Raw genomic sequence first — 21,165 nt, forward strand, 5'->3', positions numbered from 1 at the left:
CCATCGACATGGACGACATCGCAACGCTCGACGATGGCTCCTTCGAGCTCAGGTACCAGCACTTCAGCACGGTGCAATGCATCTCCCGGCGCGTGCCGCTTTATTCCGCGTGCAACATCGACGGGTCGAAGTCGAAGAACGTGCCGCGCCACGACACCTGGAACTACGACGGCCGCATCAGGAAGGAATACCAGATGCTGCGGGAGGCCTACGGCCCCGAGCAGGAGCAGAAATTCTCCCGCGGCCACATGACGCGCAGGCAGGACCCGAACTGGGGCTCGCTGGCCACGGCGCAGCGAGCCAATATCGACACCTTCTTCGCCACCAACGCCTGCCCCCAGTGGCAGCCCTTCAACGACGGGCTGTGGGGCGACCTGGAGGACTACATCCTGGGCAATGCGCAGGGCGACGACAAGCGCATCAGCGTGTTCACCGGCCCCATCCTTCGGGCGGACGACCCGGAGCGTTTCGGCATCCGGATTCCGCGGGATTTCTGGAAGGTCGTCGCCTTTATCAGCGAGGCGACGGGCGAACTGAGCGCCATCGCCTACCTGATGAGCCAGGCACGTACCTCGATTCGGGCGTGGCGCGCGACCTGGAAGATTTCGGCACTTCGCAGCGTCCGCTCGCATTCGTCGAGGCGGAGACCGGGCTCCGCTTCGAAAGCCTGGAAGGGCGCGACGTGCTCGACGGGGCGGACCTCGCGTTCGTCCAGCCCATCCGGCGCTTCACCGACACGAAGCTGCCGGCCTGAGCGGCTCCGGTCCGGCCGTTCAGCCGCGCAGGGACTCGATCAGGTCGATGTACTTCTGCTTGGCCTCGTCGCTGCTCGCGCCCTTCTGGGCGGTCCAGGCGTCCCACTTGGCGCGCGCGACGATGTCGCTGAAGCTGGGCTTCTTGGCGGTGTTGTCGCCTTCGGTGGCCTGCTTGAAGAGGCCGTAGATCTTCAGCAGCGTGGGGTTGTCGGGGCGCTCGGCCAGCAGCTTGGAGTTGGCCTGGGCGGCTTCGAATTGGGCGTTGAGGTCGGACATGGTGGATGGATCCATCGAAAAACAAAACGGGAATCCCGCATCTTAAGTTGCGCGGTACATGCCCGTACCGGGCGGGGCCTGACTCAGTCGCGCAGGCCCGCCCGTGCGAGTTCCACGTCCAGCCGCTCCCGCGCATCCGCCGGCTCCATCGCCGCGGCCTTTTCGTAGAGCCGGGTGGCCTCGGCCATGCGCGAGTCGCCATGCAGCATCAGTAGCGCGCGGGCGTACTCCATCATTCCGGCGGGCGAGTGCGGGTGCAGTTCGAGTCCGCGCTCGAACAATTCCACCGAGGTCTCGGCACGCACGCCGTAGGTCATGCGGCCGACCAGCGCGCCCACCTTGTCGATCACTTCGGCGTGGAACGCGGCCAGCGCGAGGTGCGCGTCGGCGTGCTCTGGCTGCAGCGCGATCACATGCTCCAGCGCGCCCTTGAGCTTGCTGCCCAGGCCCTGCGCCAGCGCGCGCGCCACGCTGATGCCCTGGCTGTAGCGGCCCAGCGCATAGGCCTGCCAGTAGAGCGCCTGGCAGTTGTCGGGCTCGGCGGCGGCCTGCGCCCCGGCGCGCTCGATCACCTGGCGGAACATCGCGAGCCGGGTGGCCTCGCGCGGCTCGAGGTAGTTGGCATAGATGGCGGTGGCCTGGTTGGCGAGCACCAGGCCCTCGGAGCCGTGCAGCAGGCCGATGGCGGCGGCGCGTTCGAAATCGCCGCTGTGGTACAGCGCCCAGCCTTCGGCCAGCGGCGCATCGGCGTCCGGCGGCGGCAGGTGGTGGCCGGCATGCAGGCGCGGCCAATGGGGCAGCACGCTGCGTGCGTCGAAGCGCGGCACGTCGGCGTAGGGCAGGGGCGTCCACGGTTCCGCGTTGGCGGCGACCGGGCCGGCGGACATCAGCGAGAGCGGTTTGAAATCGGGGTGGGGCATGGTGTGGACAGGCCCTAGGCCGCCATGTCGACAGTGGGAGCCACGTTGTGCGTGGCATCTTCGCCGTTGTAGGCATTGCTGAGTGTCAGCAGATGCCGTCGTTGTTCCCGTCCGAGGTAGGGCGCGAGCAGGTGCAGGGTGTGGTGGCCGCCGCGCATCAGCGCGCCCTGCGCATGCGCCGGTTCGAGCGCCTCGCGCGGATTGCGCACGTATTCGTAGCTCAGCCAGTAGGTGAGCACCACGACCATGCTCTGGGCCAGCGGATCGATCTCGTGCGCGTCGATGTCCAGGTGGCCGGCGCGGCTGAGGCCGGAGATCAGCTGGCGGATCGCGCGGGTCTTGTTCTTGAGCACCAGCTGGAACTGCGTCTCCAGGTGGCGGTTCTTGCTCAGCAGGTCGTTCAGGTCGCGGTAGAGAAAGCGGTAGCGCCAGATCAGCTCGAACAGCGTGTGCATGAAGAACCACGCGTCTTCCACGTCGTGCACGCCTTCGCTCGCGTGCAGCAGCTCGTTGAGCTCGGCCTCGTAGCCCTGGTAGAGCTTGTTGATCAGCTCTTCCTTGGCGGGGTAGTGGTAGTAGAGATTGCCGGGGCTGATGTTGAGCTCGCCCGCGATCAGCGTGGTCGAGACGTTCGGTTCCCCGAAGCGGTTGAACAGGTCCAGTGCGGCTTCGAGGATGCGTTGCGCTGTGCGGCGTGGCGCCTTCTTTGCCATGTCGGTGCCCCCGGTGTGTCTCTTGGTCTTGGGAACACTCTAGCGTATGTGCACTGCACCATGAACGGTGCAGGACATGTTTTGCGGCGCTTAATTTTTGTGCAGTGCCGCAATTTGGTTGGCGTCAGCCGGCCTTGGGGCTGCGCAGTGTCTTCTTCGCGGCGGTTGTGGATGCCGCGGTCTTGCGCGCGGTGGTCTTGCGGGTGGTCGCCGCCGCCTTCGCATTGCCCTTCAATTGCGCTTCGAGGGCCTCGACGCGTGCCTGCAGCGCGGCCATGTCGGCGGCCGAGGGGACACCGAGTTTTTCGAGGGCGCGCGCCACGCGCTCCTCGAAGATGTTCTCCAGCTTGCCCCACTGGCCCGCGGCCTTGGTGCCGAACTCGCTGGCGAAGCCGGCCATGCGCTGCTGGGCCTGGGCGAGGGTTTCCTCGGCGGCGGCCTGGGTCTTCTTCTGCATGCCGGCGCCGTCCTTGACCAGCGCCTCGAAGGCCTTGCTGCCCTCCTGCTGCATCTTGGCGAAGGCGCCGAGGCCGGCGAGCCAGATCTGCTGGGCGGAATCCTTGATGCGGTCGGAGGATTTGCTGTTGCCGTTGTTGCTGTCGTCGTCTTGAGTCGCCATGCGGAGTGTTCCTTTGAAAACAATCGGCTGACTCTAGCCGCTGGGCATCGCTCCGGTTAGAGCTTCGCCTCTACGGCGACTACGGCGACTACGGCGTGGCGCCGGCTGCGCGGCTCGCGTCCAGGTGCGCCTTCGCACGCTCGGCCAATGCCATCTCGCCAGGCGTGCCGGGCGCGAAGGCTTCCACCGGCAGCGGCCGGCCGTGCGAGTCGACCGAGACGAAGACGATCAGGCATTCCGTGGTCTTTTCCATCACGCCCCCCTTCATGTCACCGCTGCGCACCTCGACCGAGATGTTCATGCTGGTGGTGCCGGTGTAGGCGAGGCGGGCCTCGACCTCGACGAGGTCGCCGATCATGATCGGCCGGTGGAAGCGGATGCTGCCGATGAAGGCGGTGACGCAATAGCGCTTGGCCCAGCTGGTCGCGCAGGCGTAGCCGGCCTCGTCGATCCACTTCATGACCGTGCCGCCGTGGACCTTGCCGCCGAAGTTGACGGTGCTGGGCTCGGCCAGAAAACGCAGGGTGATGGAAGACATGAAGGCCGCCTTTGTCGGATGGGCTGTGGTGGGGAGCCGCGATTATGCGAGCGGGCGCCCGCTTCCGGCCGCGCCGCCCGTCGCCCGGGCGTACACGCTCAGCTGCCGCTGAAAAGCTGCGCCAGCGTGCGCCGCAGCCACGCGTTGCCCGGGTCCGCGTGGAAGCGCTCGTGCCAGTGCTGCTTCACCGCGTAATCCGGCAGCGCGAAGGGCAGCTCCAGCAGCTTCACCGGCTCCTGGGTGGCCAGCACCTTGCCCAGGATGCGCGGCACCACCACGAGCAGTTCGGTGTGCGCAACGATCCGCGCCACGCTCAGAAAGCTCGACAGCCGCACCACCACGTCGCGCTTCAACCCGAGCCGCGCGATGGTCGTGTCGACGATGGCATGCCCCGTACCGGACGTGGACACCACCGCATGCGCCTCCGCCTCGAAGCGCTTGCGCGTGAGCCGCGCGCCGATGCGCGGATGGTTCTGCGCCGCGAGGCAGACGAAGTTCTGCATGAACAGCGTCTGCTGGTAGAAGCCCGCGTCCAGCTGCGGCATGAAGCCCACGGCCAGGTCGACCTCGCCGTCCTGCAGGCGGCGGCCGCTGTTGGTAGAGATGATCTCGGTCTCGATGTGCACCCCCGGCGCCACGTGCCGCAGGTGGTCGAGCAGGCCGGGCAGCAGCACCACCTCGCTGATGTCGGTCATGCAGATGCGAAAGCGCCGCTGCGCCTCGGCGGGCGCGAAGCTGCTGCGGTTGCCCTGGGCCTGCGCCAGTTGGGCCAGCACCTCGCGCAGGTTCGGGTAGATGCGCTCGGCATGCGGCGTGGGCTGCATGCCCTGCGCGGTGCGGGTGAAGAGGCGGTCGTCGAAGTGCGCCCGCAGCTTGTTGAGCGCGGTGCTGGCCGCGGCCTGTGCCATGCCCAGCCGCTCGGCGGCCTTGGAGACGTTGCCGGTCTTGTAGACCTCGTCGAACACGGCGAGCCATTCGAGATCGAGCTTGGACATGGTGTTTTCCGGCGTTCTTTGCTTAGGGCGAAAGACACCATTATCGAAATTTCGAATTCCGTGTATTGGCTGCCGGTCTTGAGGAAATAGTGGGGTGGATCAACAATGCCCGCAACGGAGACAACCACGCATGAACCCCGCTTCCGCAAGCGCCCCGAAAAGCGCCCCGGCCAACGCCGCCGAACGCAGCGACTACTACGCCCGCATCCGCCCCCTGAACCTCACCCCGCTGTGGGAGTCGCTGCACGCCCTGGTGCCGCGCGAGCCGCAGACGCCGTGCGTGCCGGCCCTCTGGCGCTACGACGAGATCCGCCCGCTGCTGATGGAGTCGGCCGACCTCATCACCGCCGAGGAGGCCGTGCGCCGCGTGCTGGTGCTGGAGAACCCGGCGCTGCCGGGCAACTCGTCGATCACGCAGTCGATCTACGCGGGCCTCCAGCTCATCATGCCGGGCGAGGTGGCGCCGTCGCACCGCCATGTGCAGTCGGCGCTGCGCTTCATTGTCGATGGCAAGGGCGCCTACACCACGGTGGGCGGCGAGCGCACCACCATGTACCCGGGCGACTTCATCATCACGCCATCGTGGGCCTGGCATGACCATGGCAACGAAGGCATCGAAGGCGTGAGCGAGCCGGTGGTGTGGCTCGACGGGCTCGACATCCCGATGCTGCGTTTCTTCGATGCGGGCTTTGCCGAGAACGACGACGCCAAGGTGCAGCACGTCGCGCGCCCGGAGGGCCACAGCCTCGCGCGCTTCGGCCACAACATGGTGCCGGTGCGACACGACCATGTGTCGGCCACCTCGCCGATCTTCAACTACCCCTATGCGCGCAGCCGCGAGGCGCTCGCGCAGTTGCAGAAACAGGAAGCGCCCGATGCGTGGCTGGGCCACAAGCTGCGCTACATCAACCCGCTGACGGGCGGCTCGCCGATGCCGACGATCTCGACCAACCTGCAGCTGCTGCCCAAGGGCTTCGCGGGCAAGACGCACCGCGCGACCGATGGCTCCGTCTACAGCGTGGTCGAAGGCCACGGCATCGCCGAGATCGCGGGCCAGCGCTTCGAGTTCGGGCCGCGCGACACCTTCGTCGTGCCGTCTTGGGCGCCGCTGCGGCTCTTGTCGCCGGTCAAGGACGTGGTGCTCTTCAGTTTCTCCGACCGCCCCGTGCAGCAGGCCATGGGCATCCTGCGCGAAGCCTTTCTCGAAGACGCCTGAACGGCGGCCGTCCTCTTTCTTTTCATTGTTTGACCGTGTGCCGCCGCGTGCGGCAGGAGCCTTCCATGTCCTTCGTTTTCACACCTCCTTCCATCGTCGGCCTGCCCATCGTCGATTCCGACAAGCTGTTCCCCGTGCGCCGCGTCTACTGCGTCGGCCGCAACTACGCGGCGCATGCCCGCGAGATGGGTTTCGATCCCGACCGCGAACCGCCGTTCTTCTTCTGCAAGCCCAACGACGACGCCTCGGTGGTGCCCGTGGCCGAAGGCCAGACGGGCGCCATTCCATACCCGCCGCTCACGAGCAACTACCACTACGAAGCCGAACTCGTGGTTGCCATCGGCAAGGGTGGCCGCGACATTCCGGTCGACCAGGCTTCGGGCTACATCCACAGCTACGCCGTCGGCCTGGACATGACGCGCCGCGACCTGCAGATGAAGATGCGCGAGCAGGGACGGCCATGGGAAATCGGCAAGGCCTTCGACTTCTCGGCGCCCATCGCGCCACTGCGCACGCTGGCCGATGTGGGCGAGATCAATGCCGGCGCGATCACGCTCACGGTCGATGGCGAAGTGCGCCAGAACAGCGACATCGCGCACCTGATCTGGTCGGTGAATGAAGTGATCGCCAATCTCTCGACGCTCTTCACGCTGCAGCCCGGCGACCTGATCTTCACCGGCACGCCCGAAGGCGTGGGCGCGGTGAAGGCGGGGCAGACGATCAAGGTCAGCATCGAGCGGCTGCCGTCGCTCACCGTTCGCATCGACTGATCGCTCGAAGCGCAAAGACCACGCGATGAGCACATCCCCCACGAAGAACCCGCCCCGCGTGCTGCTCGTCGGCGGCGGCATCGGCGGCATGGCTGCTGCGCTCGCACTCGCGCGCCTCGGTGTTTCCATCGACCTGCTCGAACAGAGCGCGGCCATCGGCGAGATCGGCGCGGGCCTGCAGCTCGGCCCCAACGCCTTCGCCGCGCTCGACGCGCTGGGCGTGGGCGAGGCGGTGCGCCGAGGCTCGGTCTTCACCGACAGGCTGGTGATGATGGATGCGGTCGATTGCAGCGAAGTGGCCTCGGTGCCGGTCGGCGAAGCCTTCCGTGCGCGCTTCAGGAATCCGTACGCGGTGAGCCACCGTGCCGACCTGCATGGCGCGATCCACGAGGCGGTGAAGCAGCATCCGCTGATCCGCTTCCACACCTCGGCGCAGGTCGAGTCCATCGACACCGGCGCGCACGGCGTCACCGCGGTCACGCGTGACGGCCGGCGCTTTCAGGCCGACGCCATCGTGGGTTGCGACGGCGTGAAGTCGGTGGTGCGCGCGAAGCTCATCGGCGATGCACCGCGCGTCTCGGGCCATGTCGTGTACCGCGCGGTCGTGCCCGCATCCGAAATGCCGACGGACCTGCGCTGGAACGCGCCCGTGGTGTGGGCCGGCCCGAACTGCCACCTGGTGCACTACCCGTTGCGCCACGGCGAGCAATACAACCTTGTCGTCACCTTCCACAGCCGCGAAGAAGAAGAGTGGGGCGTCACCGACGGCAGCAAGGAGGAAGTGCTTTCTTACTTCGAGGGCGTGCATGCGCGCCCGCGCCAACTGCTCGACCGTCCCACCTCGTGGCGCCGCTGGAGCACCGCCGACCGCGACCCGGTCGACCGCTGGAGCGAGGGCCCGGCCACGCTGCTGGGCGATGCGGCGCATCCGATGATGCAGTACCTCGCCCAGGGCGCCTGCATGGCGCTCGAAGACGCGGTGACGCTGGGCGCCGCGGTGAAGGCCTGCGATTTCGACATGACCGCCGCGTTCAAGCTGTACGAAGCCGCGCGCGTTGCCCGCACGGCGCGCGTGGTGCTGTCGGTGCGCGAGATGGGGCGGCTGTACCACGCGAAAGGTGTCGAGCGGCTGGTGCGCAACAGCCTCTGGGTGGGGCGCACGCCGGAGCGTTTCTACGATGCCGTCGAGTGGCTCTATGCGTGGCGGCCCGAGCATTGCCTGGACGATGCGCCGGCATCTCTGCAGCCTGCCGCGGCCGAGCGCACAGTCGGTGCGGCGGCTGCGCTTTCGTCGCACTGAAACGAGTTTCTTCCATCATCACTATTCGAGGCCACAGGCCCAGGAGACAAGCACCATGAACTTCTCGCGCGCATTGCTGACGGGCGCTCTCGCCCTGACTGCCACCACCGGCGCGCTGGCGCAGGCCGGCGACTTCCCGAACAGGCCCGTGACGCTGGTCACGCCATTCGCCGCCGGCAGCGGCCCCGACGCGGTGCTGCGCCTCGTGTCCGACAAGCTCTCGCGCCTGTGGAACCAGCGTGTGGTGATCGACAACAAGCCGGGTGGCGGCGGCTTCATCGCCATCGACCAGGCACGCCGCGCCGCGCCCGACGGCTACACGCTGCTGCAGCTGGACAGCGAGCACGTCGCCGCGCTGCCGCACCTGTACAAGTCGAAGAACTTCGTGACGCTGCAGCACTTCGACCCGGTGGCCTCGCTGTTCCGCACGCCCTTCTTCGTGGCGGTGGGCACCGATTCGAAGTGGAAGACCATGGGCGATCTCATCGCCGCCGCCAAGGCCGAGCCCGAAGGCGTCGTCTACGGTTCGTGGGGCGTCGGCAGCCCCGGCCATCTGGGCGCGCAGCAGCTGGAGGCGCTCACCGGCATCCGCATGCGCCACGCGCCGTACCGCGAGGTGTCGCAGCTGTATTCCAACGTCGGCACGGGCGAGGTGCCATGGGCCTTCGCGAGCATTCCGTCGAGCCAGGGCATCTACAAGGCCGGCAAGTTGCGCTACATCGCGGTTGCCGCGCCCAAACGCATTCCGCAGATGCCCGATGTGCCGACCATGGCCGAGGCGGGCGGGCCGGCGTCGCTCGAAGTCAATTCCTTCGTCTCGCTGCTCGCGCCCAAGGGCGTGCCGACGGCGGTGAAGGCCAAGATCAACGCCGATGTGGCCAAGGTCATCGCCGACCCCGAGATCCGCGCGCGCTTCGACACCTTCGCCTTCGAGCCGCTGGCGTGGTCGCCCGAGGAGATCCAGCGCAACGCCGAGGCCAAGTCGAAGGTGTACGGCGAACTGGTGCGCAGGGGCAACATCAGCCTCGAATAGCGGGAGCGCGCCTTGCCCGCTGTTCCCCTCGGCAGTTAAGCTGGCTTTCTTCGGTTTTTGTTAACTTTTTCACTTCTTTTCGCATGCACGCCAAAAAGAGAGCCCTTTTGATCGCTTGCGGCCTGGCAGCCGCCACCTTGCTGCCGCTCGCCGCCAGTGCACAGAACAGCGCCTGGCCGACCAAGCCCATCCGTTTGCTCGTGGGCTTTCCGGGCGGCTCCACGCCCGACATCGCGGCGCGTACCATCGCCGAGCCGCTGGGCAAGGCGCTGGGCCAGCCGATCGTGGTGGACAACAAGGCCGGCGCCTCGGGCAACATCGCGGCCGACCAGGTGGCCAAGGCCACCGACGACCATACGCTGGGCATCGTCATCAACGGCAATCTCACCTCGTCGAAGATGCTGTATCCGAAGCTGCCCTACGACCCGGTCAAGGACTTCACGTACCTCTCGCTGATCGCGACCGCGCCGCTCGTGCTGGTGGCGCAGAACAACCTGCCCACGGGCACCGCCTTCTTCGACGCCGCGCGCAAGGCCGGCGACAAGTGGAACTACGGCTCGGTCGGCATCGGCTCGGTCGGCCACCTGGGCATGGAGCTGCTCAAGAGCCGCGTGCCCGGCTTCAAGCCCGAGCACGTGCCCTACCAGGGCAACCCGCAGGTCATCACCGGCATGCTGGGCGACCAGGTGCAGATGGGCCTGATCCCGCCGGGCGTGGCCATGCCGCAGATCAAGGCCGGCAAGCTCAAGGCCGTGGGCCTCACCGGCGGCCGCAGCGCCTTGGTGCCCGAGATTCCGCCGCTGTCCGAAGCCGGCGTGAAGGACTTCAGCCTCGAGGTGTGGGTGGCGCTGCTCGGTCCGGCCAACCTCTCGAAGACCGCGCAGGCGCGCATCGGCCACGAACTCGAAATCGTCATGAAGGACCCCGAGGTCCGCCGCAAGCTCTTCGAGCAAGGCTGGCAGGCCGTGGGCACTTCGCCCGATGGCATGCGCACGCGTGTCAACGATGAGGCCGCGATCATGACCAAGATCATTTCCACCCGCGGCATCAAGCTCCAGTAATGACAGTCCAGCAGAAGACCCTGACCGAACCGGCACGCGAGCTGCCGGTCTTCGGCGAATACGACGTGGTGGTGGTCGGCGGCGGCCCCGCCGGCATCGCCGCCGCCGTGAGCGCCGCGCGCCATGGCGCCAACACGCTGCTGGTGGAGCGCTACGGCTTCCTCGGCGGCATGGGCACCGCGGGCGGCGTGACCAACTTCGCGGGCCTGTACGGCAAGCGCAACGGCGAGATGACGCTGCTGGTGCGCGGCGTGGCCGACGACCTGCTTGATCGCATCGGCGCGCTCGGCGGCCTCAACAAGCCGCAGGACGGCATGCAGGGCCGCATCCGCGTGCGCTCCTACGACACCTCGGCGTACAAGATCGCGGCCGACCAGCTGCTGCTCGATGCGGGCGTGAACCTCTTGTTCCATGCGTGGGCGGCGGCGGTGATCCGCGACGGCGACCGCATCGCCGCGCTCGTGGTCGAGACCAAGTCGGGCCGCCAGGCGATCCGCGCCAATGCCTTCATCGACGCCAGCGGCGACGCCGACGTGGCGGCCTTCGCGGGCGTGCCCTTCGAGGTGGGCGACGGCCACGGCAGCGGCCTCTTTCCGACCACGATGTTCCGTGTCGGCCAGGTCGATGCCGAGCCCGCGCTCGCGGCGGTGGGCGAGTTCAAGGCCATCAACGACCTGATGGCCGAGGTGCAGCAGCGCAAGCCCGGCACCTACAAGTTTCCGCGCGAAGGCGCGATCCTGCGGCCCAACATCGACCCGCGCGAATGGCGCGCCAACGTCACGCAGATCCGCAACGCGGCGGGCCGCGCGATGAACGGCGTCGATGCGCGCGAGCTCACCGAGGGCGAACTCGAAGGCCGCCGCCAGATCGCCGAGTACTTCAAGTTCATGAAGGCCGAGGTGCCGGGCTTCGCGCATTCGGCCATCGTGGAGATCGCGCCGCAGGTCGGCATCCGAGAAACGCGTCGCATCGAGGGCCTGTATGCGCTCGCGGGCGAAGACATTCTTTCGTCGGCGCGGTTCGACGACAGCATCGGCATCAACGCCTGGCCGATGGAAATGCACGCCGACGGCCGCATCGAATGGGCCTTTCCGCGCGACGACAGCCGCACCTACAACCAGCTGCCCTGGCGCATGCTGGTGCCGCGCCGGGTCGACAACCTGCTGGTGGCCGGCCGCTGCGCCGCGATGACGCACGAGGGCCAGTCGGCCGCGCGCGCAAGCGGCGGCTGCTTCGTCATGGGGCAGGCGGCTGGCACGGCGGCGGCGTCGCTGGGCAACGCGAATTTCGCGGATGTCGATGTGCCGGCGCTGCAGAAGAAGCTCGTTGCCGACGGCGCGGATATCGACCGCTGAATCCCGTGGCGCGCTAGAGTCCGGGGCTTGATGAACTCCAACCCCGGACGAAAAGTGCACCTCCTTTCGTTTTCGACCCCTGCGCGTCGTCTCCTCCTCGCCCTTTCCTGCGCCGCGCTCGGCCTCATGCAATGGGGCTGCGCAAGCACCCCCGAAGGCGAACCCGTCCACGGCAAGGACCAGGTGGTGAGCTTCCTCGCCGCCAAGGACGGCCGCAAGGTCGTCATCGCCGCGGAGAAATACCACTACGTGTTCGACGGCGACCCGTCCGTGGCCGCGCTGCTGCGCTGGAGCGGACGCGCCAAGGTCACGCCAAGCCTCAACGGCGAACTCAAGGTGGCGCGCAACAACAGCTTCGAAGGGACGTACACGCTGCTCGCCTTCGACGCCGACCTGACACCCGAAGACCGGGTCTTCCTGATCCAGACCGGTTTCGCGAAAACCGACATGAAATACGGCGACCGCACCGGCCCGGCGCTGCGCTACTTCGGCACCGTCTACGGCACGCGCTATGCGGCCGCGCCGGTCAAGCCGGCCGATGCGCTCGATTTCTCCCGTTCGTTCCTCATCAACTACGTCGAGCAGGAAACCGCCACCGGCCCCGCGGCCCAACCCGCCCCGTCGCCGCTGATCTACGACGACGAGGGCAAGCCGCTGGTGGGCGGCGTGCCCATGTTCATCGTGCAAGGCGGCACGGACTACCGCTGCCGGGCGCGCTTCATGGTCATCTGCTTCTACAAATAGCAGCGCCCCGCTGACCGGGCCGCGACAGCTCGCCGGCCCGGCCTTTGCTATGGTCGAGGGCTGCTTTTTTCCTGCACCGACTGCCCTTTGCCGATGACCACCGATCCCGCCACCGCCGCCCGCCTCGTCGACGAACTCGTCGCCCTCATGCAGCTCGAGCCGCTCGGCGGCGACCGCTTTCTCGCCCAGAGCGAAGACATCGGTACCCCCGCCGTCTTCGGCGGCCAGGTGCTCGGCCAATCGCTCGCAGCCGCGAGCCTCACGGTCGGCGCCGACCGGCCGGTGCATTCGATGCACGCCTACTTCCTGCTGCCGGGCGAGCATGCGCCCATCGAGTACAGCGTCGACCGCGTGCGCGACGGCCGCAGCTTCACCACCCGCCATGTGGTGGCGCGCCAGGGGGAGCGGATCATCTTCGAGATGTCGGCGTCGTTCCAGACGGTGGACGACGGTGTCGAACACCAGCTCGCGATGCCCGAGGTCGAAGGCCCCGAAGGCCTGGTCAGCGAACTCGACCAGCGCCTCGCCCTCGGCGACCGGCTGCCCGAGCGCTGGCGCATCAAGGGCCTGGAGCCGCACGGCATCGAGTACCGCCGGGTCGAGGCCGACGACCTGCTCACGCCCATCGTGCGGCCTTCGGAAAGTGCGATCTGGATGCGCGCCATCGCGCCGCTGCCCGACGACCCGGTCGTGCACCGCGCGCTGCTCGCCTACGCTTCCGACCACGGCCTCTTGCGCGCCGCGATGCTGCCGCACGGCCTGAGCTTCATGAGCGGCCAGGTGCGCCCCGCGAGCCTGGACCACGCGATGTGGTTCCACCGCGATTTCCGCATGGACGACTGGCTGCTCTACGTGCTCGACTCGCCCAGCGCGAGCGGTGCGCGGGGCCTGTGCCGCGGCAGCCTGTTCACGCGCGACGGGCGGCTCGTGGCTTCGACCGCGCAAGAGGGCATGCTGCGCATCGTGCGTTGAGACGAGAACCGCAATCCAAGGACACACCGAATGAAGATCTTCCACTCGCCCGCTTCGCCGTTCGTGCGCAAGTGCATGGTCGTCGCGCACGAACTCGGCATTGCCGACCGCATCGAGAAGCTGCCCAGCGCGGCCGGCCCGGTCAAGCGCGACGCCACGATCCTTCCGAAGAATCCGCTCGGCCAGGTGCCGACCTTCCTGTGCGACGACGGGCAGGTGCTGTACGACAGCCGCGTGATCTGCGAATACCTTGACGCCACGCATTCGGGGGCACTGTTCCCCGCTGGTGGCACCGAGCGCTGGGCCCGCCTCACCGAACTGGCCCTCGCCGATGGCATGACCGCCGCCGCGCTGCTCGCGCGTTACGAGACCATGCTGCGCCCCGAGGCCCTGCGCTGGAACGACTGGACAGAGGGCCAGCTTGCCAAGGTGCGCACTGGACTCGAATGGCTCGAAACGGCGGCACCGTCGTTCGGCGACCGCGTCGATATTGGGACCATCGCCTTCGGTTGTGCGTTGGGCTACATGGACTTCCGGTTCCCATCGGTTGATTGGCGTGCCGAGGCGCCGAATACCGCGAAGTGGTTCGAGACGTTCAACCAGCGGGCGTCGATGCAGGCGACGCTGCCGGCTGTCGCCTGAGTCCGTTCAGGGCGGCACTCACGCCGACGGTGGGCTCTGTTTCGCGAATGTCCTCCGGCCTGCGGCCTCCCCCTTGATTTCGCGAAACAGAGCCCACCATCAGCGTGAGCGCTTTCAGAGCGGTCGTTGATCGGCTGTTCACCCAGAGCGTGCCCAAGTGCGCAGGGCATCGGGTGCTCCCCGCAGCGAAATCAAGGGGGAGGGCGAAGCCCGGAGGACATTCGCGGAGGGGAGTACCCGGTGGCCTGTGCACCCGCCCCGAAATCTTGGCTAAATGCACCCCTCGCATGAATTCAAACCAAGGACCAACGCATGTCTTCTGAAGCACAAAAGAAAGTAGCCATCGTCACGGCCGGTGGCAGCGGCATGGGCGCCGCCGCGGCCCGCAAACTCGCGGACGACGGCTTCCGCGTTGCCATCCTCTCCTCATCGGGCAAGGGCGAAGCGCTGGCCCAGGAGCTCGGCGGCATCGGCGTGACCGGCTCGAACCAGTCGAACGACGACATCAAGCGGCTGGTCGACAAGGTGACCGACACCTGGGGCCGCGTCGATGTGCTGGTCAACAGCGCGGGCCATGGCCCTCGCGCGCCGATCCTGGAGATCACCGACGAAGACTGGCACCGCGGCATGGACGTCTACCTGCTGAGCGCGGTGCGCCCGAGCCGCCTCGTGGCGCCGCTGATGGTGAAGCAGGGCGGCGGCACGATCATCAACATCTCCACCTTCGCCGCCTTCGAGCCCGATCCCGTGTTCCCGACCTCTGGCGTGTTCCGCGCCGGCCTCGCGGCCTTCACCAAGCTCTTCGCCGACAAGTACGCCGCCGACAACGTGCGCATGAACAACGTGCTGCCTGGCTTCATCGACAGCCTGCCCGAGAAGGCCGAGTTCCGAGGCCGCATCCCGATGGGCCGCTACGGCAAGATGAGCGAGATCGCGGCCGTGATCGGCTTCCTTGCCTCCGAGGGTGGGGGCTACATCACCGGGCAGAACCTGCGGGTGGACGGCGGCATCACGCGCTCGGTGTAGTGCATGGGTCTTAAGTGGTTGTCCCCATGAGCCGGGCGGTGCCCCGGACCTAGCCTTGGCGGTTCCCGTCGGATGTCCGATGGAGCGGAAAGGCCCCCGTGGAAATTCCCGCCTCGGTGTTGAAGAACATGGATCGCACCATCCAGTCCTACGAAGCGTCCGCCCGCGAATACAACGCGATCGTGGCGGGCCACCGGCCGCCCGAGATCGTGGACGCGCTGCGCCGGATGATGCAGTTCGTGCCCGCCGGCGGCACCGTGCTCGAGATCGGCTCCGGATCGGGGCAGGACGCCGACTTCATCGAGTCCCTGGGCGGGGTCGTCAGGCGCACCGATGCGGCTCAGGCCTTTCTCGACCTGCAGGCCGAGCGCGGCAAGAAGGGCGAGCTGCTCAATGTTGTGACGGATGCGCTGGGCGGACCCTACAGCGCGATCCTTGCGATGGCCGTGCTGATCCATGTCGATCGCGAGCAGGTCCCAACGGTTCTGCGCAAGGTGTTCGAAGCGCTCGAACCCGGCGGGGTCTTCCTCGCGGGCATGCGCATCGGCGAAGGCGAGACGAACGGCGACTACCAGACCGTTTACTGGGAGAAAGACCGGTTCGCCGAAGCGCTTGCAGCGGCCGGCCTGCGAGTGCAATGGGACACGCAGTGGATCGGCCGCAAGGACGTGAGGTGGGCCGGCTTCCTCGCGTGCCGTCCGCGGGAGTGAACGCAGGCCTACACGCCGAGGTAGCGCGTCCAGAGCGAGCGGTCGGCATCGAGCGCTGCCGAATCGCCCTGCCACACCACGCGACCGCGTTCGAGGATCACATGCCGGTCGGCCAGCGGCAGCAGGCGCTGCACGTACTTGTCGACCACCAGGATCGCTTCGCCTTCGGACTTGAGCGTGGCGATGCAGTGCCAGATCTCCTCGCGGATCACCGGGGCGAGGCCTTCGGTGGCTTCGTCGAGGATCAGGAGTCGCGGGTGCGTGGAAAGCGCGCGGGCAATTGCGAGCATCTGCTGCTCGCCGCCCGAGAGCTGGTTGCCCGCGTTGGCCTTGCGTTCCGCCAGGCGCGGGAACAGGCCGTAGAGCGCCTCGACCGTCCAGCGTGGCGCGCTGCCGGGGCGCGGCCGCGCGAAGGCGCGCAGATGCTCGTCCACGCTGAGGTTCGGGAACACATGCCGGCCCTCGGGCACGATGGCCACGCCGCGCCGTGCGATCGAATCGGGCTTGTGGCCGCCGATGGCCGCGCCGCCGAACTGCACGTCGCCGCGCATCGGCGAGAGCGTGCCGGTCAGTACTTTCAACAGCGTGCTCTTGCCCATGCCGTTGCGGCCCAGCAGCGCGAGCACTTCGCCCGCGCCGATCTGGAGGTCGATGCCGAAGAGCACCTGGCTCGCGCCGTAGCCGGCCTCGATGGACTTTGCCTCGAGCAAAGTTTTCGTTGTCGTGGCCGTGCTCATGCGTGTCCTTCCGCTTCGGTCCCGAGGTACACCGCCTGCACGTCGGGGTGCCCGCGCACTTCGTCGGCCGTGCCGCTCATCAGCACGCGGCCCTGCACCAGCACGGTGAGCCGGTTGGCCAGGCGGAACACGGCGTCCATGTCGTGTTCGATCAAGAGGATGGCCATCGATTCGCGCAGCGATTCGATCAGGTCCACCATGCGCGCCGATTCGTCGGGGCCCATGCCCGCCATCGGTTCGTCGAGCAGCAGCAGCTTGGGTTCGGCCGCGAGCGCCAGCGCCACGTCGAGCGCGCGCTGGGCACCATGCGGCAGCGTGCCTGCGATGCGATCGCGTTCGCTGCCCAGGCCCACGCGATCGGCCAGCGCGATGGCGCGCTGCACCAGGTCGCGCTCGGTCGCGCGCGGCGCCATGAAGCGCAGGCTGCTGCCCGCATGGGCCTGCGCCGCGAGCATCAGGTTGTCGTGCACGGTCTCCTTGGCGAACACGCGCGTCACCTGAAAGCAGCGCGACATGCCGGCCGCCACGCGCTGGTGGTCGCGCAGCTTGGTGATGTCGATTTCGTCCAGCAGGATGCGGCCCGCGTCGGCCTTGAGGAGGCCGGTGATCAGGTTCACCAGCGTGGTCTTGCCCGCGCCGTTGGGGCCGATCAGCGCATGCACCTCGCCGCGTTCCACGGTAAGGCTCACATGGTCGGTGGCGAGCAGGCCGCCGAATCGCTTGACCAATCCTTCGATTCTGAAAAGGCTCATGGTGTGGTCTCGCTCCCTCGCCCCTCTGGGGAGAGGGTTGGGGTGAGGGGCAAGCGGCGCTTGTAAAGGGCAGCAAGCCCCTTGGGTGCCCACAGCGCGACAGCGATCAACAACAATCCCAGCGGCATGTGCCAGTGCTCCGTGTGTTGTTTCAGAAACTCCTCCAGCAGCAGCCAGACGATGGCGCCCACGGGCCCGCCCCAGCTGCGGCCGAGGCCGCCGATCACCACCATCACCAGCAGCGTGGCCGATTGCGTCCAGTGCATCGTCGCGGGACTGACGAAACCGTTGCCGCCTGCAAGAAGCGCACCCGCGAGGCCGGCGATGGCGCCGGCAATCGCGAACGCCACCAGCTGCAGCCGGAACACGGGGTAGCCCAGCGCACGCATGCGCGTCTCGTTGTCGCGGATGCCCATGAGCGCATGGCCGAAGCGCGATTGCGTCGCGCGGTGCAGCCACCAGAGCGCGAGCGCCACGATGACCAGCACGACCCAGTAGAAGTTCGATTCGTTGCCGAGGTCGAGCCCGGGCAGCAGTGTGGGCCGGCTCATGAGCGTGTAGCCGTCGTCGCCGCCATAGCGGCGCAGCGACACCACCACGAAGTACAGCATCTGCGCGAAGGCCAACGTGGTCATGATGAAGTACACGCCGCGCGTGCGCAGCGCCACCGTGCCGATCAGCGCGGCGACGACGCCGGCCACGAGCGCAGCCAGCGGCCACATCACCCATGCCGACATCACGCCCGCGTCGCTGAGCGCGACCACCGTGTACGCCCCCATGCCGATGAAGCCCGCATGCCCGAGCGCCACCATGCCGCCGAAGCCGAGGATGAAGTTGAGGCTCGCCGCGGCCAGCGCCACGATGAGCACACGCCGCACGAAGCCGATGTAGAACTCGAGCCCGAACAAGGGCGCGATCAGCGGAAATGCCGCGAGCAGCACGAAGACGAGCCCGAGGCCGATGGAGCGGGAGGAGAGCTTCATGCGCGCGCCGAGAAGAGGCCCGAGGGGCGGAAGATCAGAACAATCACCATCAGCGCGTACATCGCGACTTCGGCGAAGAGCGGCCCCAGGTCGGCCGCGGTGGCCGGCGGCAGCGTGGCGCGCAGCAGCATCGGGACGAACGCACGGCCGATGGTGTCGACCACGCCCACGAGCAGTGCGGCCACGAAGGCGCCGCGCACCGAACCGATGCCGCCGATCACCAGCACCACGAGCGCCGGGATCAGGATCGCTTCGCCCATGCCGACCTGCACTGCGACGATGGGCCCCATCAGCGCGCCCGCCAGCGCGGCGAGCGCCGCACCGAGCAGGAACACGCCGTTGAAGATGCGGCCCACGCGCACGCCCATCAGTTCGGCCATCGGCCGGTCGGACGCGCCCGCGCGCACCCGCATGCCGATGCGCGTGTGGTTCACCAGCAGGTAGAGCGCGAGCGCCACCAGCAGCCCGCCGATGAGGATCACGAGGCGGTAGGCCGGGTAGGGCAGGCCGTCCATCAGGTTGACCGGACCCGAGAGCGCGGCGGGTGTCGGCGCCATCACGGGCGACGGGCCCCAGGCCATCGTCACGATGTCGTCGGCCACCAGGATCACGCCGAAGGTGGCGAGCACCTGCGCGAGGTGGTCGCGTGTGTAGAGGCGGCGCATCAGCAGCACTTCGAGCAGCAGCGCCACCACCACGGTGACCGCCACCGCGATGACGATGGCCGCAGCGAACGAGCCGGTGCGCGTGTGCGCCTCGGCCGCCACGTAGGCCCCCGCCATGAACAGCGAGCCGTGCGCGAGGTTCAGCACGTCCATGATGCCGAACACCAGCGTGAGGCCCGCGGCCAGCAGGAACAGCATCAGGCCGTAGCCGAGGCCGTTGAGCAGCTGCTCGAGAACAAGAATTGCGGTCATTTCAGATCAGACCAGTCGAACAAGGGCGCCGTCAGGAACAGCCGAAAGCACATAGGTAAAGCCTTGCCATCCCGCTCTCTTGGCGGAGGCAGACAGCGGCACACGCTCAGAAAAGAGCGCTGGGCTTTGAAAGTCCGAGGGCAGGTAGTAAATAGCGAACTCCGTCGGTGTCTTCAATACTAGAAATAGTGGGAAATAGATTCCCGCATCCATTCGTTCTCTCTGGGGGCCCCATGCTGCGCCGAGGATCTGCTTAGGCATTGGGTCCAGCTTGCGAACCGACATTGACTTCACTTGCGCAAGGTAGCCGCAGAAGTCACATATGAGATCTGCGCACTTGAAGTTTGTGGGAAGGCGCTTGAGCGTCTTGGAACGTTTACAGCTTGGGCATGCGCACTTCTTGGAGACCTCGATCTCCCCCCATGCACCAAGCTCCTGCTTTGCTGTTGCCACGAGTTGTCGAGAGAACTCGATTTACTTCAATGGGCACTTGTCGGCGTACGAGTCGCCGTAGTTGGTTAGCACCGTGTTGATCAGCTTGTTCGTGACCTTGCCCTGCGCATCCTTGCCGATCACGCGCAGGTAGAAGTTCTCGATGGGGTAGTGGTTGTTCGCGTACTTGAAGGCACCGCGCGTCGAGGCGTAGTTGGCCTTCTTCAGCGCGGCGACCACGGCTTCGCGGTTCTGCGCGTTGCCGCCCGATTGCTTCACGGCCGCGTCCATCGCGAGGATTGCGTCGTACGCCTGCGCCGCGTACACCGATGGGTAGCGCCCGTTGTATTCCTTGCGGAACGCGGCCACGAAAGCCTTGCTGGCAGGGTTGTCCAGGTCGTGCGCCCAGTGCGAGGTGTTGAACAAACCGAGCATCGGCTCGCCCACCGCGCCGATCACGTCCTCGTCGGCCGAGAAGCCGCTGGTGACCAGCGTGATGTCCTTCGACAGGCCCGCGCCCACGAACTGCTTGATGAAGTTGATGCCCATCGCGCCGGGCAGGAAGAAGTAGATCGAGTCGGGCTTGGCCGCGCGCAACTGCGCGAGTTCGGCGGCGTAGTCGATCTGGCCGAGCTTGGTGTAGAGCTCGTCGGCCACCTGGCCCTTGAACTGGCGCTTGAAGCCGCCCAGCGCATCCTTGCCGGCCGGGTAGTTGGGGGCGATCAGCACGGTCTTCTTGAAGCCGCGGTCCTGCGCGAACTTGCCGGCCGCCTCGTGGAACTGGTCGTTCTGGTAGGCGGTGCCGAAGAAGTACGCATTGCATTGCGCACCGGCAAACTGGCTCGGGCCGGCGTTGGCCGAGAGGTACGGCACCTTGGCGTTGAAGAGCGTGGGGCCCACGGCCAGCGCCACGTTGGAGCCGATGGGGCCGCTGAAGATGTCGATCTTGTCGCGCTGGATCATGCGGTCGACCAGCTGCTTGGCCTGGTCGGGGCTGCCGGCCATGTCGGCCTGCACGAATTCGACGTCCTGCCCGCCGAGCTTGCCGTTGAGCTGCTTGATGCCGAGCGCGAAACCGTCGCGCGCCTCGGCGCCCAATGCCGCGAAAGGCCCTGAAATGTCGAGGGCCAAGCCCACCTTCACGGGGGCGGCCATGGCCGACGCCGCAGTACCAAGGGCTGCGCCGCACAGCAGCAGCGAGAGCAGGGTGCGCGGCAGCGCGGGCGACTTCGGGGACAGGTGGCTCATGGGTTCTCCGAGGGAGGAAGGATGAAACGACGCACCGGCACCGCGTCATGCAGCACCGGCCACATCGAACCGTTGATAGCTAAATACTTTAACCATAAACGATTCAGTGTCAACGGTGCTAGCACGAATGGTGCCAGTGGATCGTGTCACTTCCTGGTGCGCGGACCCTGTTTTCCAGGGGGCCTGGCGCCCGTTCAGCCGAACGGATTGGCGGTCGCAAACCAGAGGCCGATGCCGGTGGCGATGATGAAGGCGCCGTCCGTCACGCCCGCGATCAGGAAGAACTTGGTCTGCAGCACGTCGACCATCTCGGGCTGGCGTGCGGTGCTCTCGAGGAACTTCTGGCCGACCAGTCCGATGCCCAGGCACGAGCCGAGCGCTGCGATGCCGATCAGCAGGGCGACTGCGAGGGGAAGGATGTTGAAGCCGGTCATGGTGTTTTCTCCTGGTG

At 67.2% G+C, this 21,165-nt stretch carries 24 protein-coding genes and 1 pseudogene; 12 read left to right on the plus strand and 13 right to left on the minus strand.

Going from position 1 to position 21,165, the window contains the following annotated elements; genetic code table 11:
* Positions 1 to 8 precede the first annotated feature (8 nt).
* Positions 9 to 584: pseudogene (locus tag GNX71_RS33465) on the plus strand (DNA/RNA non-specific endonuclease); the annotation flags it as partial.
* Positions 585 to 773: 189 nt separating this feature from the next.
* Here GNX71_RS33465 and GNX71_RS02055 read toward each other — a convergent pair.
* The 6 genes from GNX71_RS02055 to GNX71_RS02080 all read right to left on the minus strand — a co-directional run bounded on the left by GNX71_RS02055 (position 774) and on the right by GNX71_RS02080 (position 4,816).
* Positions 774 to 1,031 carry an acyl-CoA-binding protein gene (locus tag GNX71_RS02055; RefSeq protein WP_013538829.1) on the minus strand — a complete coding sequence of 86 codons (258 nt, stop codon included), beginning with the start codon at positions 1,029 to 1,031 and terminating at the stop codon, positions 774 to 776.
* Positions 1,032 to 1,114: 83 nt separating this feature from the next.
* Positions 1,115 to 1,951 (minus strand): hypothetical protein, encoded by an 837-nt coding sequence (locus GNX71_RS02060; RefSeq protein ID WP_206176787.1) that lies wholly within the window; start codon positions 1,949 to 1,951, stop codon positions 1,115 to 1,117.
* A gap of 14 nt (positions 1,952 to 1,965) precedes the next feature.
* On the minus strand, positions 1,966 to 2,664 hold the full coding sequence (locus GNX71_RS02065; RefSeq protein WP_206176788.1) for a TetR/AcrR family transcriptional regulator: 699 nt from the start codon (positions 2,662 to 2,664) through the stop codon (positions 1,966 to 1,968).
* 124 nt (positions 2,665 to 2,788) lie between these two features.
* Positions 2,789 to 3,283: a phasin family protein gene (locus tag GNX71_RS02070; RefSeq protein WP_206176789.1), complete on the minus strand. Its 495-nt coding sequence runs from the start codon at positions 3,281 to 3,283 to the stop codon at positions 2,789 to 2,791.
* Positions 3,284 to 3,371: 88 nt separating this feature from the next.
* Positions 3,372 to 3,821 carry an acyl-CoA thioesterase gene (locus GNX71_RS02075; protein WP_206176790.1) on the minus strand — a complete coding sequence of 150 codons (450 nt, stop codon included), beginning with the start codon at positions 3,819 to 3,821 and terminating at the stop codon, positions 3,372 to 3,374.
* 98 nt (positions 3,822 to 3,919) lie between these two features.
* On the minus strand, positions 3,920 to 4,816 hold the full coding sequence (locus GNX71_RS02080) for a LysR family transcriptional regulator (RefSeq protein ID WP_206176791.1): 897 nt from the start codon (positions 4,814 to 4,816) through the stop codon (positions 3,920 to 3,922).
* A 130-nt stretch (positions 4,817 to 4,946) separates the two neighbouring features.
* Between GNX71_RS02080 and gtdA the strand changes: the two genes are divergently transcribed.
* The 11 genes from gtdA (at position 4,947) to GNX71_RS02135 (ending at position 15,645) form a co-directional block, all read left to right on the plus strand.
* A complete protein-coding gene (gtdA, locus tag GNX71_RS02085) occupies positions 4,947 to 6,032 on the plus strand; it encodes a gentisate 1,2-dioxygenase (RefSeq protein ID WP_206176792.1) in 1,086 nt (361 codons plus the stop codon).
* 65 nt (positions 6,033 to 6,097) lie between these two features.
* The gene (locus tag GNX71_RS02090) at positions 6,098 to 6,802 is read left to right on the plus strand and encodes a fumarylacetoacetate hydrolase family protein (RefSeq protein WP_206176793.1); all 705 of its coding nucleotides are present in this window, start codon (positions 6,098 to 6,100) and stop codon (positions 6,800 to 6,802) included.
* 25 nt (positions 6,803 to 6,827) lie between these two features.
* Positions 6,828 to 8,102: a 3-hydroxybenzoate 6-monooxygenase gene (locus GNX71_RS02095; RefSeq protein WP_206176794.1), complete on the plus strand. Its 1,275-nt coding sequence runs from the start codon at positions 6,828 to 6,830 to the stop codon at positions 8,100 to 8,102.
* Between the two features lie 55 nt (positions 8,103 to 8,157).
* Positions 8,158 to 9,135, plus strand: coding sequence for a tripartite tricarboxylate transporter substrate binding protein (locus GNX71_RS02100; protein WP_206176795.1), 978 nt, complete (start codon positions 8,158 to 8,160; stop codon positions 9,133 to 9,135).
* 83 nt (positions 9,136 to 9,218) lie between these two features.
* Complete coding sequence (locus GNX71_RS02105; protein WP_206176796.1) at positions 9,219 to 10,196, plus strand: tripartite tricarboxylate transporter substrate-binding protein; 978 nt, start codon at positions 9,219 to 9,221, stop codon at positions 10,194 to 10,196.
* The gene (locus GNX71_RS02110) at positions 10,196 to 11,551 is read left to right on the plus strand and encodes an FAD-dependent oxidoreductase (RefSeq protein ID WP_206176797.1); all 1,356 of its coding nucleotides are present in this window, start codon (positions 10,196 to 10,198) and stop codon (positions 11,549 to 11,551) included. Before GNX71_RS02105 ends, GNX71_RS02110 begins: the two co-directional genes overlap by 1 nt.
* Before the next feature lie 126 nt (positions 11,552 to 11,677).
* The gene (locus GNX71_RS02115) at positions 11,678 to 12,295 is read left to right on the plus strand and encodes a hypothetical protein (protein ID WP_241027133.1); all 618 of its coding nucleotides are present in this window, start codon (positions 11,678 to 11,680) and stop codon (positions 12,293 to 12,295) included.
* A gap of 93 nt (positions 12,296 to 12,388) precedes the next feature.
* Complete coding sequence (locus tag GNX71_RS02120) at positions 12,389 to 13,267, plus strand: acyl-CoA thioesterase II (RefSeq protein WP_206176799.1); 879 nt, start codon at positions 12,389 to 12,391, stop codon at positions 13,265 to 13,267.
* A gap of 30 nt (positions 13,268 to 13,297) precedes the next feature.
* Positions 13,298 to 13,909, plus strand: coding sequence for a glutathione S-transferase (locus tag GNX71_RS02125; RefSeq protein ID WP_206176800.1), 612 nt, complete (start codon positions 13,298 to 13,300; stop codon positions 13,907 to 13,909).
* 312 nt (positions 13,910 to 14,221) lie between these two features.
* Positions 14,222 to 14,935, plus strand: coding sequence for an SDR family oxidoreductase (locus tag GNX71_RS02130; RefSeq protein WP_206176801.1), 714 nt, complete (start codon positions 14,222 to 14,224; stop codon positions 14,933 to 14,935).
* A gap of 128 nt (positions 14,936 to 15,063) precedes the next feature.
* Positions 15,064 to 15,645 (plus strand): class I SAM-dependent methyltransferase, encoded by a 582-nt coding sequence (locus GNX71_RS02135; RefSeq protein ID WP_241027134.1) that lies wholly within the window; start codon positions 15,064 to 15,066, stop codon positions 15,643 to 15,645.
* Positions 15,646 to 15,653: 8 nt separating this feature from the next.
* Here GNX71_RS02135 and GNX71_RS02140 read toward each other — a convergent pair whose 3' ends face one another.
* The 7 genes from GNX71_RS02140 to atpE all read right to left on the minus strand — a co-directional run bounded on the left by GNX71_RS02140 (position 15,654) and on the right by atpE (position 21,148).
* Positions 15,654 to 16,382, minus strand: coding sequence for an ABC transporter ATP-binding protein (locus tag GNX71_RS02140; protein WP_206176803.1), 729 nt, complete (start codon positions 16,380 to 16,382; stop codon positions 15,654 to 15,656).
* Positions 16,379 to 17,134, minus strand: coding sequence for an ABC transporter ATP-binding protein (locus GNX71_RS02145; RefSeq protein WP_206176804.1), 756 nt, complete (start codon positions 17,132 to 17,134; stop codon positions 16,379 to 16,381). Before GNX71_RS02145 ends, GNX71_RS02140 begins: the two co-directional genes overlap by 4 nt.
* A complete protein-coding gene (locus GNX71_RS02150) occupies positions 17,131 to 18,117 on the minus strand; it encodes a branched-chain amino acid ABC transporter permease (RefSeq protein WP_206176805.1) in 987 nt (328 codons plus the stop codon). Before GNX71_RS02150 ends, GNX71_RS02145 begins: the two co-directional genes overlap by 4 nt.
* On the minus strand, positions 18,114 to 19,034 hold the full coding sequence (locus GNX71_RS02155) for a branched-chain amino acid ABC transporter permease (RefSeq protein ID WP_206176806.1): 921 nt from the start codon (positions 19,032 to 19,034) through the stop codon (positions 18,114 to 18,116). The genes GNX71_RS02150 and GNX71_RS02155 overlap by 4 nt, the downstream gene beginning before the upstream one ends.
* Positions 19,035 to 19,040: 6 nt before the next feature.
* Positions 19,041 to 19,487 (minus strand): DpnI domain-containing protein, encoded by a 447-nt coding sequence (locus GNX71_RS02160; RefSeq protein ID WP_206176807.1) that lies wholly within the window; start codon positions 19,485 to 19,487, stop codon positions 19,041 to 19,043.
* Positions 19,488 to 19,508: 21 nt separating this feature from the next.
* Positions 19,509 to 20,714 carry an ABC transporter substrate-binding protein gene (locus GNX71_RS02165; protein WP_206176808.1) on the minus strand — a complete coding sequence of 402 codons (1,206 nt, stop codon included), beginning with the start codon at positions 20,712 to 20,714 and terminating at the stop codon, positions 19,509 to 19,511.
* 194 nt (positions 20,715 to 20,908) lie between these two features.
* Positions 20,909 to 21,148, minus strand: coding sequence for a F0F1 ATP synthase subunit C (gene atpE, locus GNX71_RS02170; RefSeq protein ID WP_013538854.1), 240 nt, complete (start codon positions 21,146 to 21,148; stop codon positions 20,909 to 20,911).
* Between the last annotated feature and the right edge of the window lie 17 nt (positions 21,149 to 21,165).

It is taken from the genome of Variovorax sp. RKNM96 (assembly GCF_017161115.1).
Lineage (GTDB): Bacteria > Pseudomonadota > Gammaproteobacteria > Burkholderiales > Burkholderiaceae_C > Variovorax.

Excerpts from the sequence above, each read along its gene's own strand:
- GNX71_RS02120 (WP_206176799.1), top strand. The coding sequence starts at position 12,389 with ATGACCACCGATCCCGCCACCGCCGCCCGCCTCGTCGACGAACTCGTC.
- GNX71_RS02155 (WP_206176806.1), bottom strand. The coding sequence starts at position 19,034 with ATGACCGCAATTCTTGTTCTCGAGCAGCTGCTCAACGGCCTCGGCTAC.
- atpE (WP_013538854.1), bottom strand. The coding sequence starts at position 21,148 with ATGACCGGCTTCAACATCCTTCCCCTCGCAGTCGCCCTGCTGATCGGC.
- GNX71_RS02125 (WP_206176800.1), top strand. The coding sequence starts at position 13,298 with ATGAAGATCTTCCACTCGCCCGCTTCGCCGTTCGTGCGCAAGTGCATG.
- GNX71_RS02115 (WP_241027133.1), top strand. The coding sequence starts at position 11,678 with ATGCAATGGGGCTGCGCAAGCACCCCCGAAGGCGAACCCGTCCACGGC.
- GNX71_RS02150 (WP_206176805.1), bottom strand. The coding sequence starts at position 18,117 with ATGAAGCTCTCCTCCCGCTCCATCGGCCTCGGGCTCGTCTTCGTGCTG.
- gtdA (WP_206176792.1), top strand. The coding sequence starts at position 4,947 with ATGAACCCCGCTTCCGCAAGCGCCCCGAAAAGCGCCCCGGCCAACGCC.
- GNX71_RS02110 (WP_206176797.1), top strand. The coding sequence starts at position 10,196 with ATGACAGTCCAGCAGAAGACCCTGACCGAACCGGCACGCGAGCTGCCG.
- GNX71_RS02105 (WP_206176796.1), top strand. The coding sequence starts at position 9,219 with ATGCACGCCAAAAAGAGAGCCCTTTTGATCGCTTGCGGCCTGGCAGCC.
- GNX71_RS02095 (WP_206176794.1), top strand. The coding sequence starts at position 6,828 with ATGAGCACATCCCCCACGAAGAACCCGCCCCGCGTGCTGCTCGTCGGC.
- GNX71_RS02065 (WP_206176788.1), bottom strand. The coding sequence starts at position 2,664 with ATGGCAAAGAAGGCGCCACGCCGCACAGCGCAACGCATCCTCGAAGCC.
- GNX71_RS02100 (WP_206176795.1), top strand. The coding sequence starts at position 8,158 with ATGAACTTCTCGCGCGCATTGCTGACGGGCGCTCTCGCCCTGACTGCC.
- GNX71_RS02145 (WP_206176804.1), bottom strand. The coding sequence starts at position 17,134 with ATGAGCCTTTTCAGAATCGAAGGATTGGTCAAGCGATTCGGCGGCCTG.
- GNX71_RS02090 (WP_206176793.1), top strand. The coding sequence starts at position 6,098 with ATGTCCTTCGTTTTCACACCTCCTTCCATCGTCGGCCTGCCCATCGTC.
- GNX71_RS02060 (WP_206176787.1), bottom strand. The coding sequence starts at position 1,951 with ATGCCCCACCCCGATTTCAAACCGCTCTCGCTGATGTCCGCCGGCCCG.
- GNX71_RS02080 (WP_206176791.1), bottom strand. The coding sequence starts at position 4,816 with ATGTCCAAGCTCGATCTCGAATGGCTCGCCGTGTTCGACGAGGTCTAC.
- GNX71_RS02075 (WP_206176790.1), bottom strand. The coding sequence starts at position 3,821 with ATGTCTTCCATCACCCTGCGTTTTCTGGCCGAGCCCAGCACCGTCAAC.
- GNX71_RS02070 (WP_206176789.1), bottom strand. The coding sequence starts at position 3,283 with ATGGCGACTCAAGACGACGACAGCAACAACGGCAACAGCAAATCCTCC.
- GNX71_RS02130 (WP_206176801.1), top strand. The coding sequence starts at position 14,222 with ATGTCTTCTGAAGCACAAAAGAAAGTAGCCATCGTCACGGCCGGTGGC.
- GNX71_RS02165 (WP_206176808.1), bottom strand. The coding sequence starts at position 20,714 with ATGAGCCACCTGTCCCCGAAGTCGCCCGCGCTGCCGCGCACCCTGCTC.
- GNX71_RS02135 (WP_241027134.1), top strand. The coding sequence starts at position 15,064 with ATGGATCGCACCATCCAGTCCTACGAAGCGTCCGCCCGCGAATACAAC.
- GNX71_RS02140 (WP_206176803.1), bottom strand. The coding sequence starts at position 16,382 with ATGAGCACGGCCACGACAACGAAAACTTTGCTCGAGGCAAAGTCCATC.
- GNX71_RS02055 (WP_013538829.1), bottom strand. The coding sequence starts at position 1,031 with ATGTCCGACCTCAACGCCCAATTCGAAGCCGCCCAGGCCAACTCCAAG.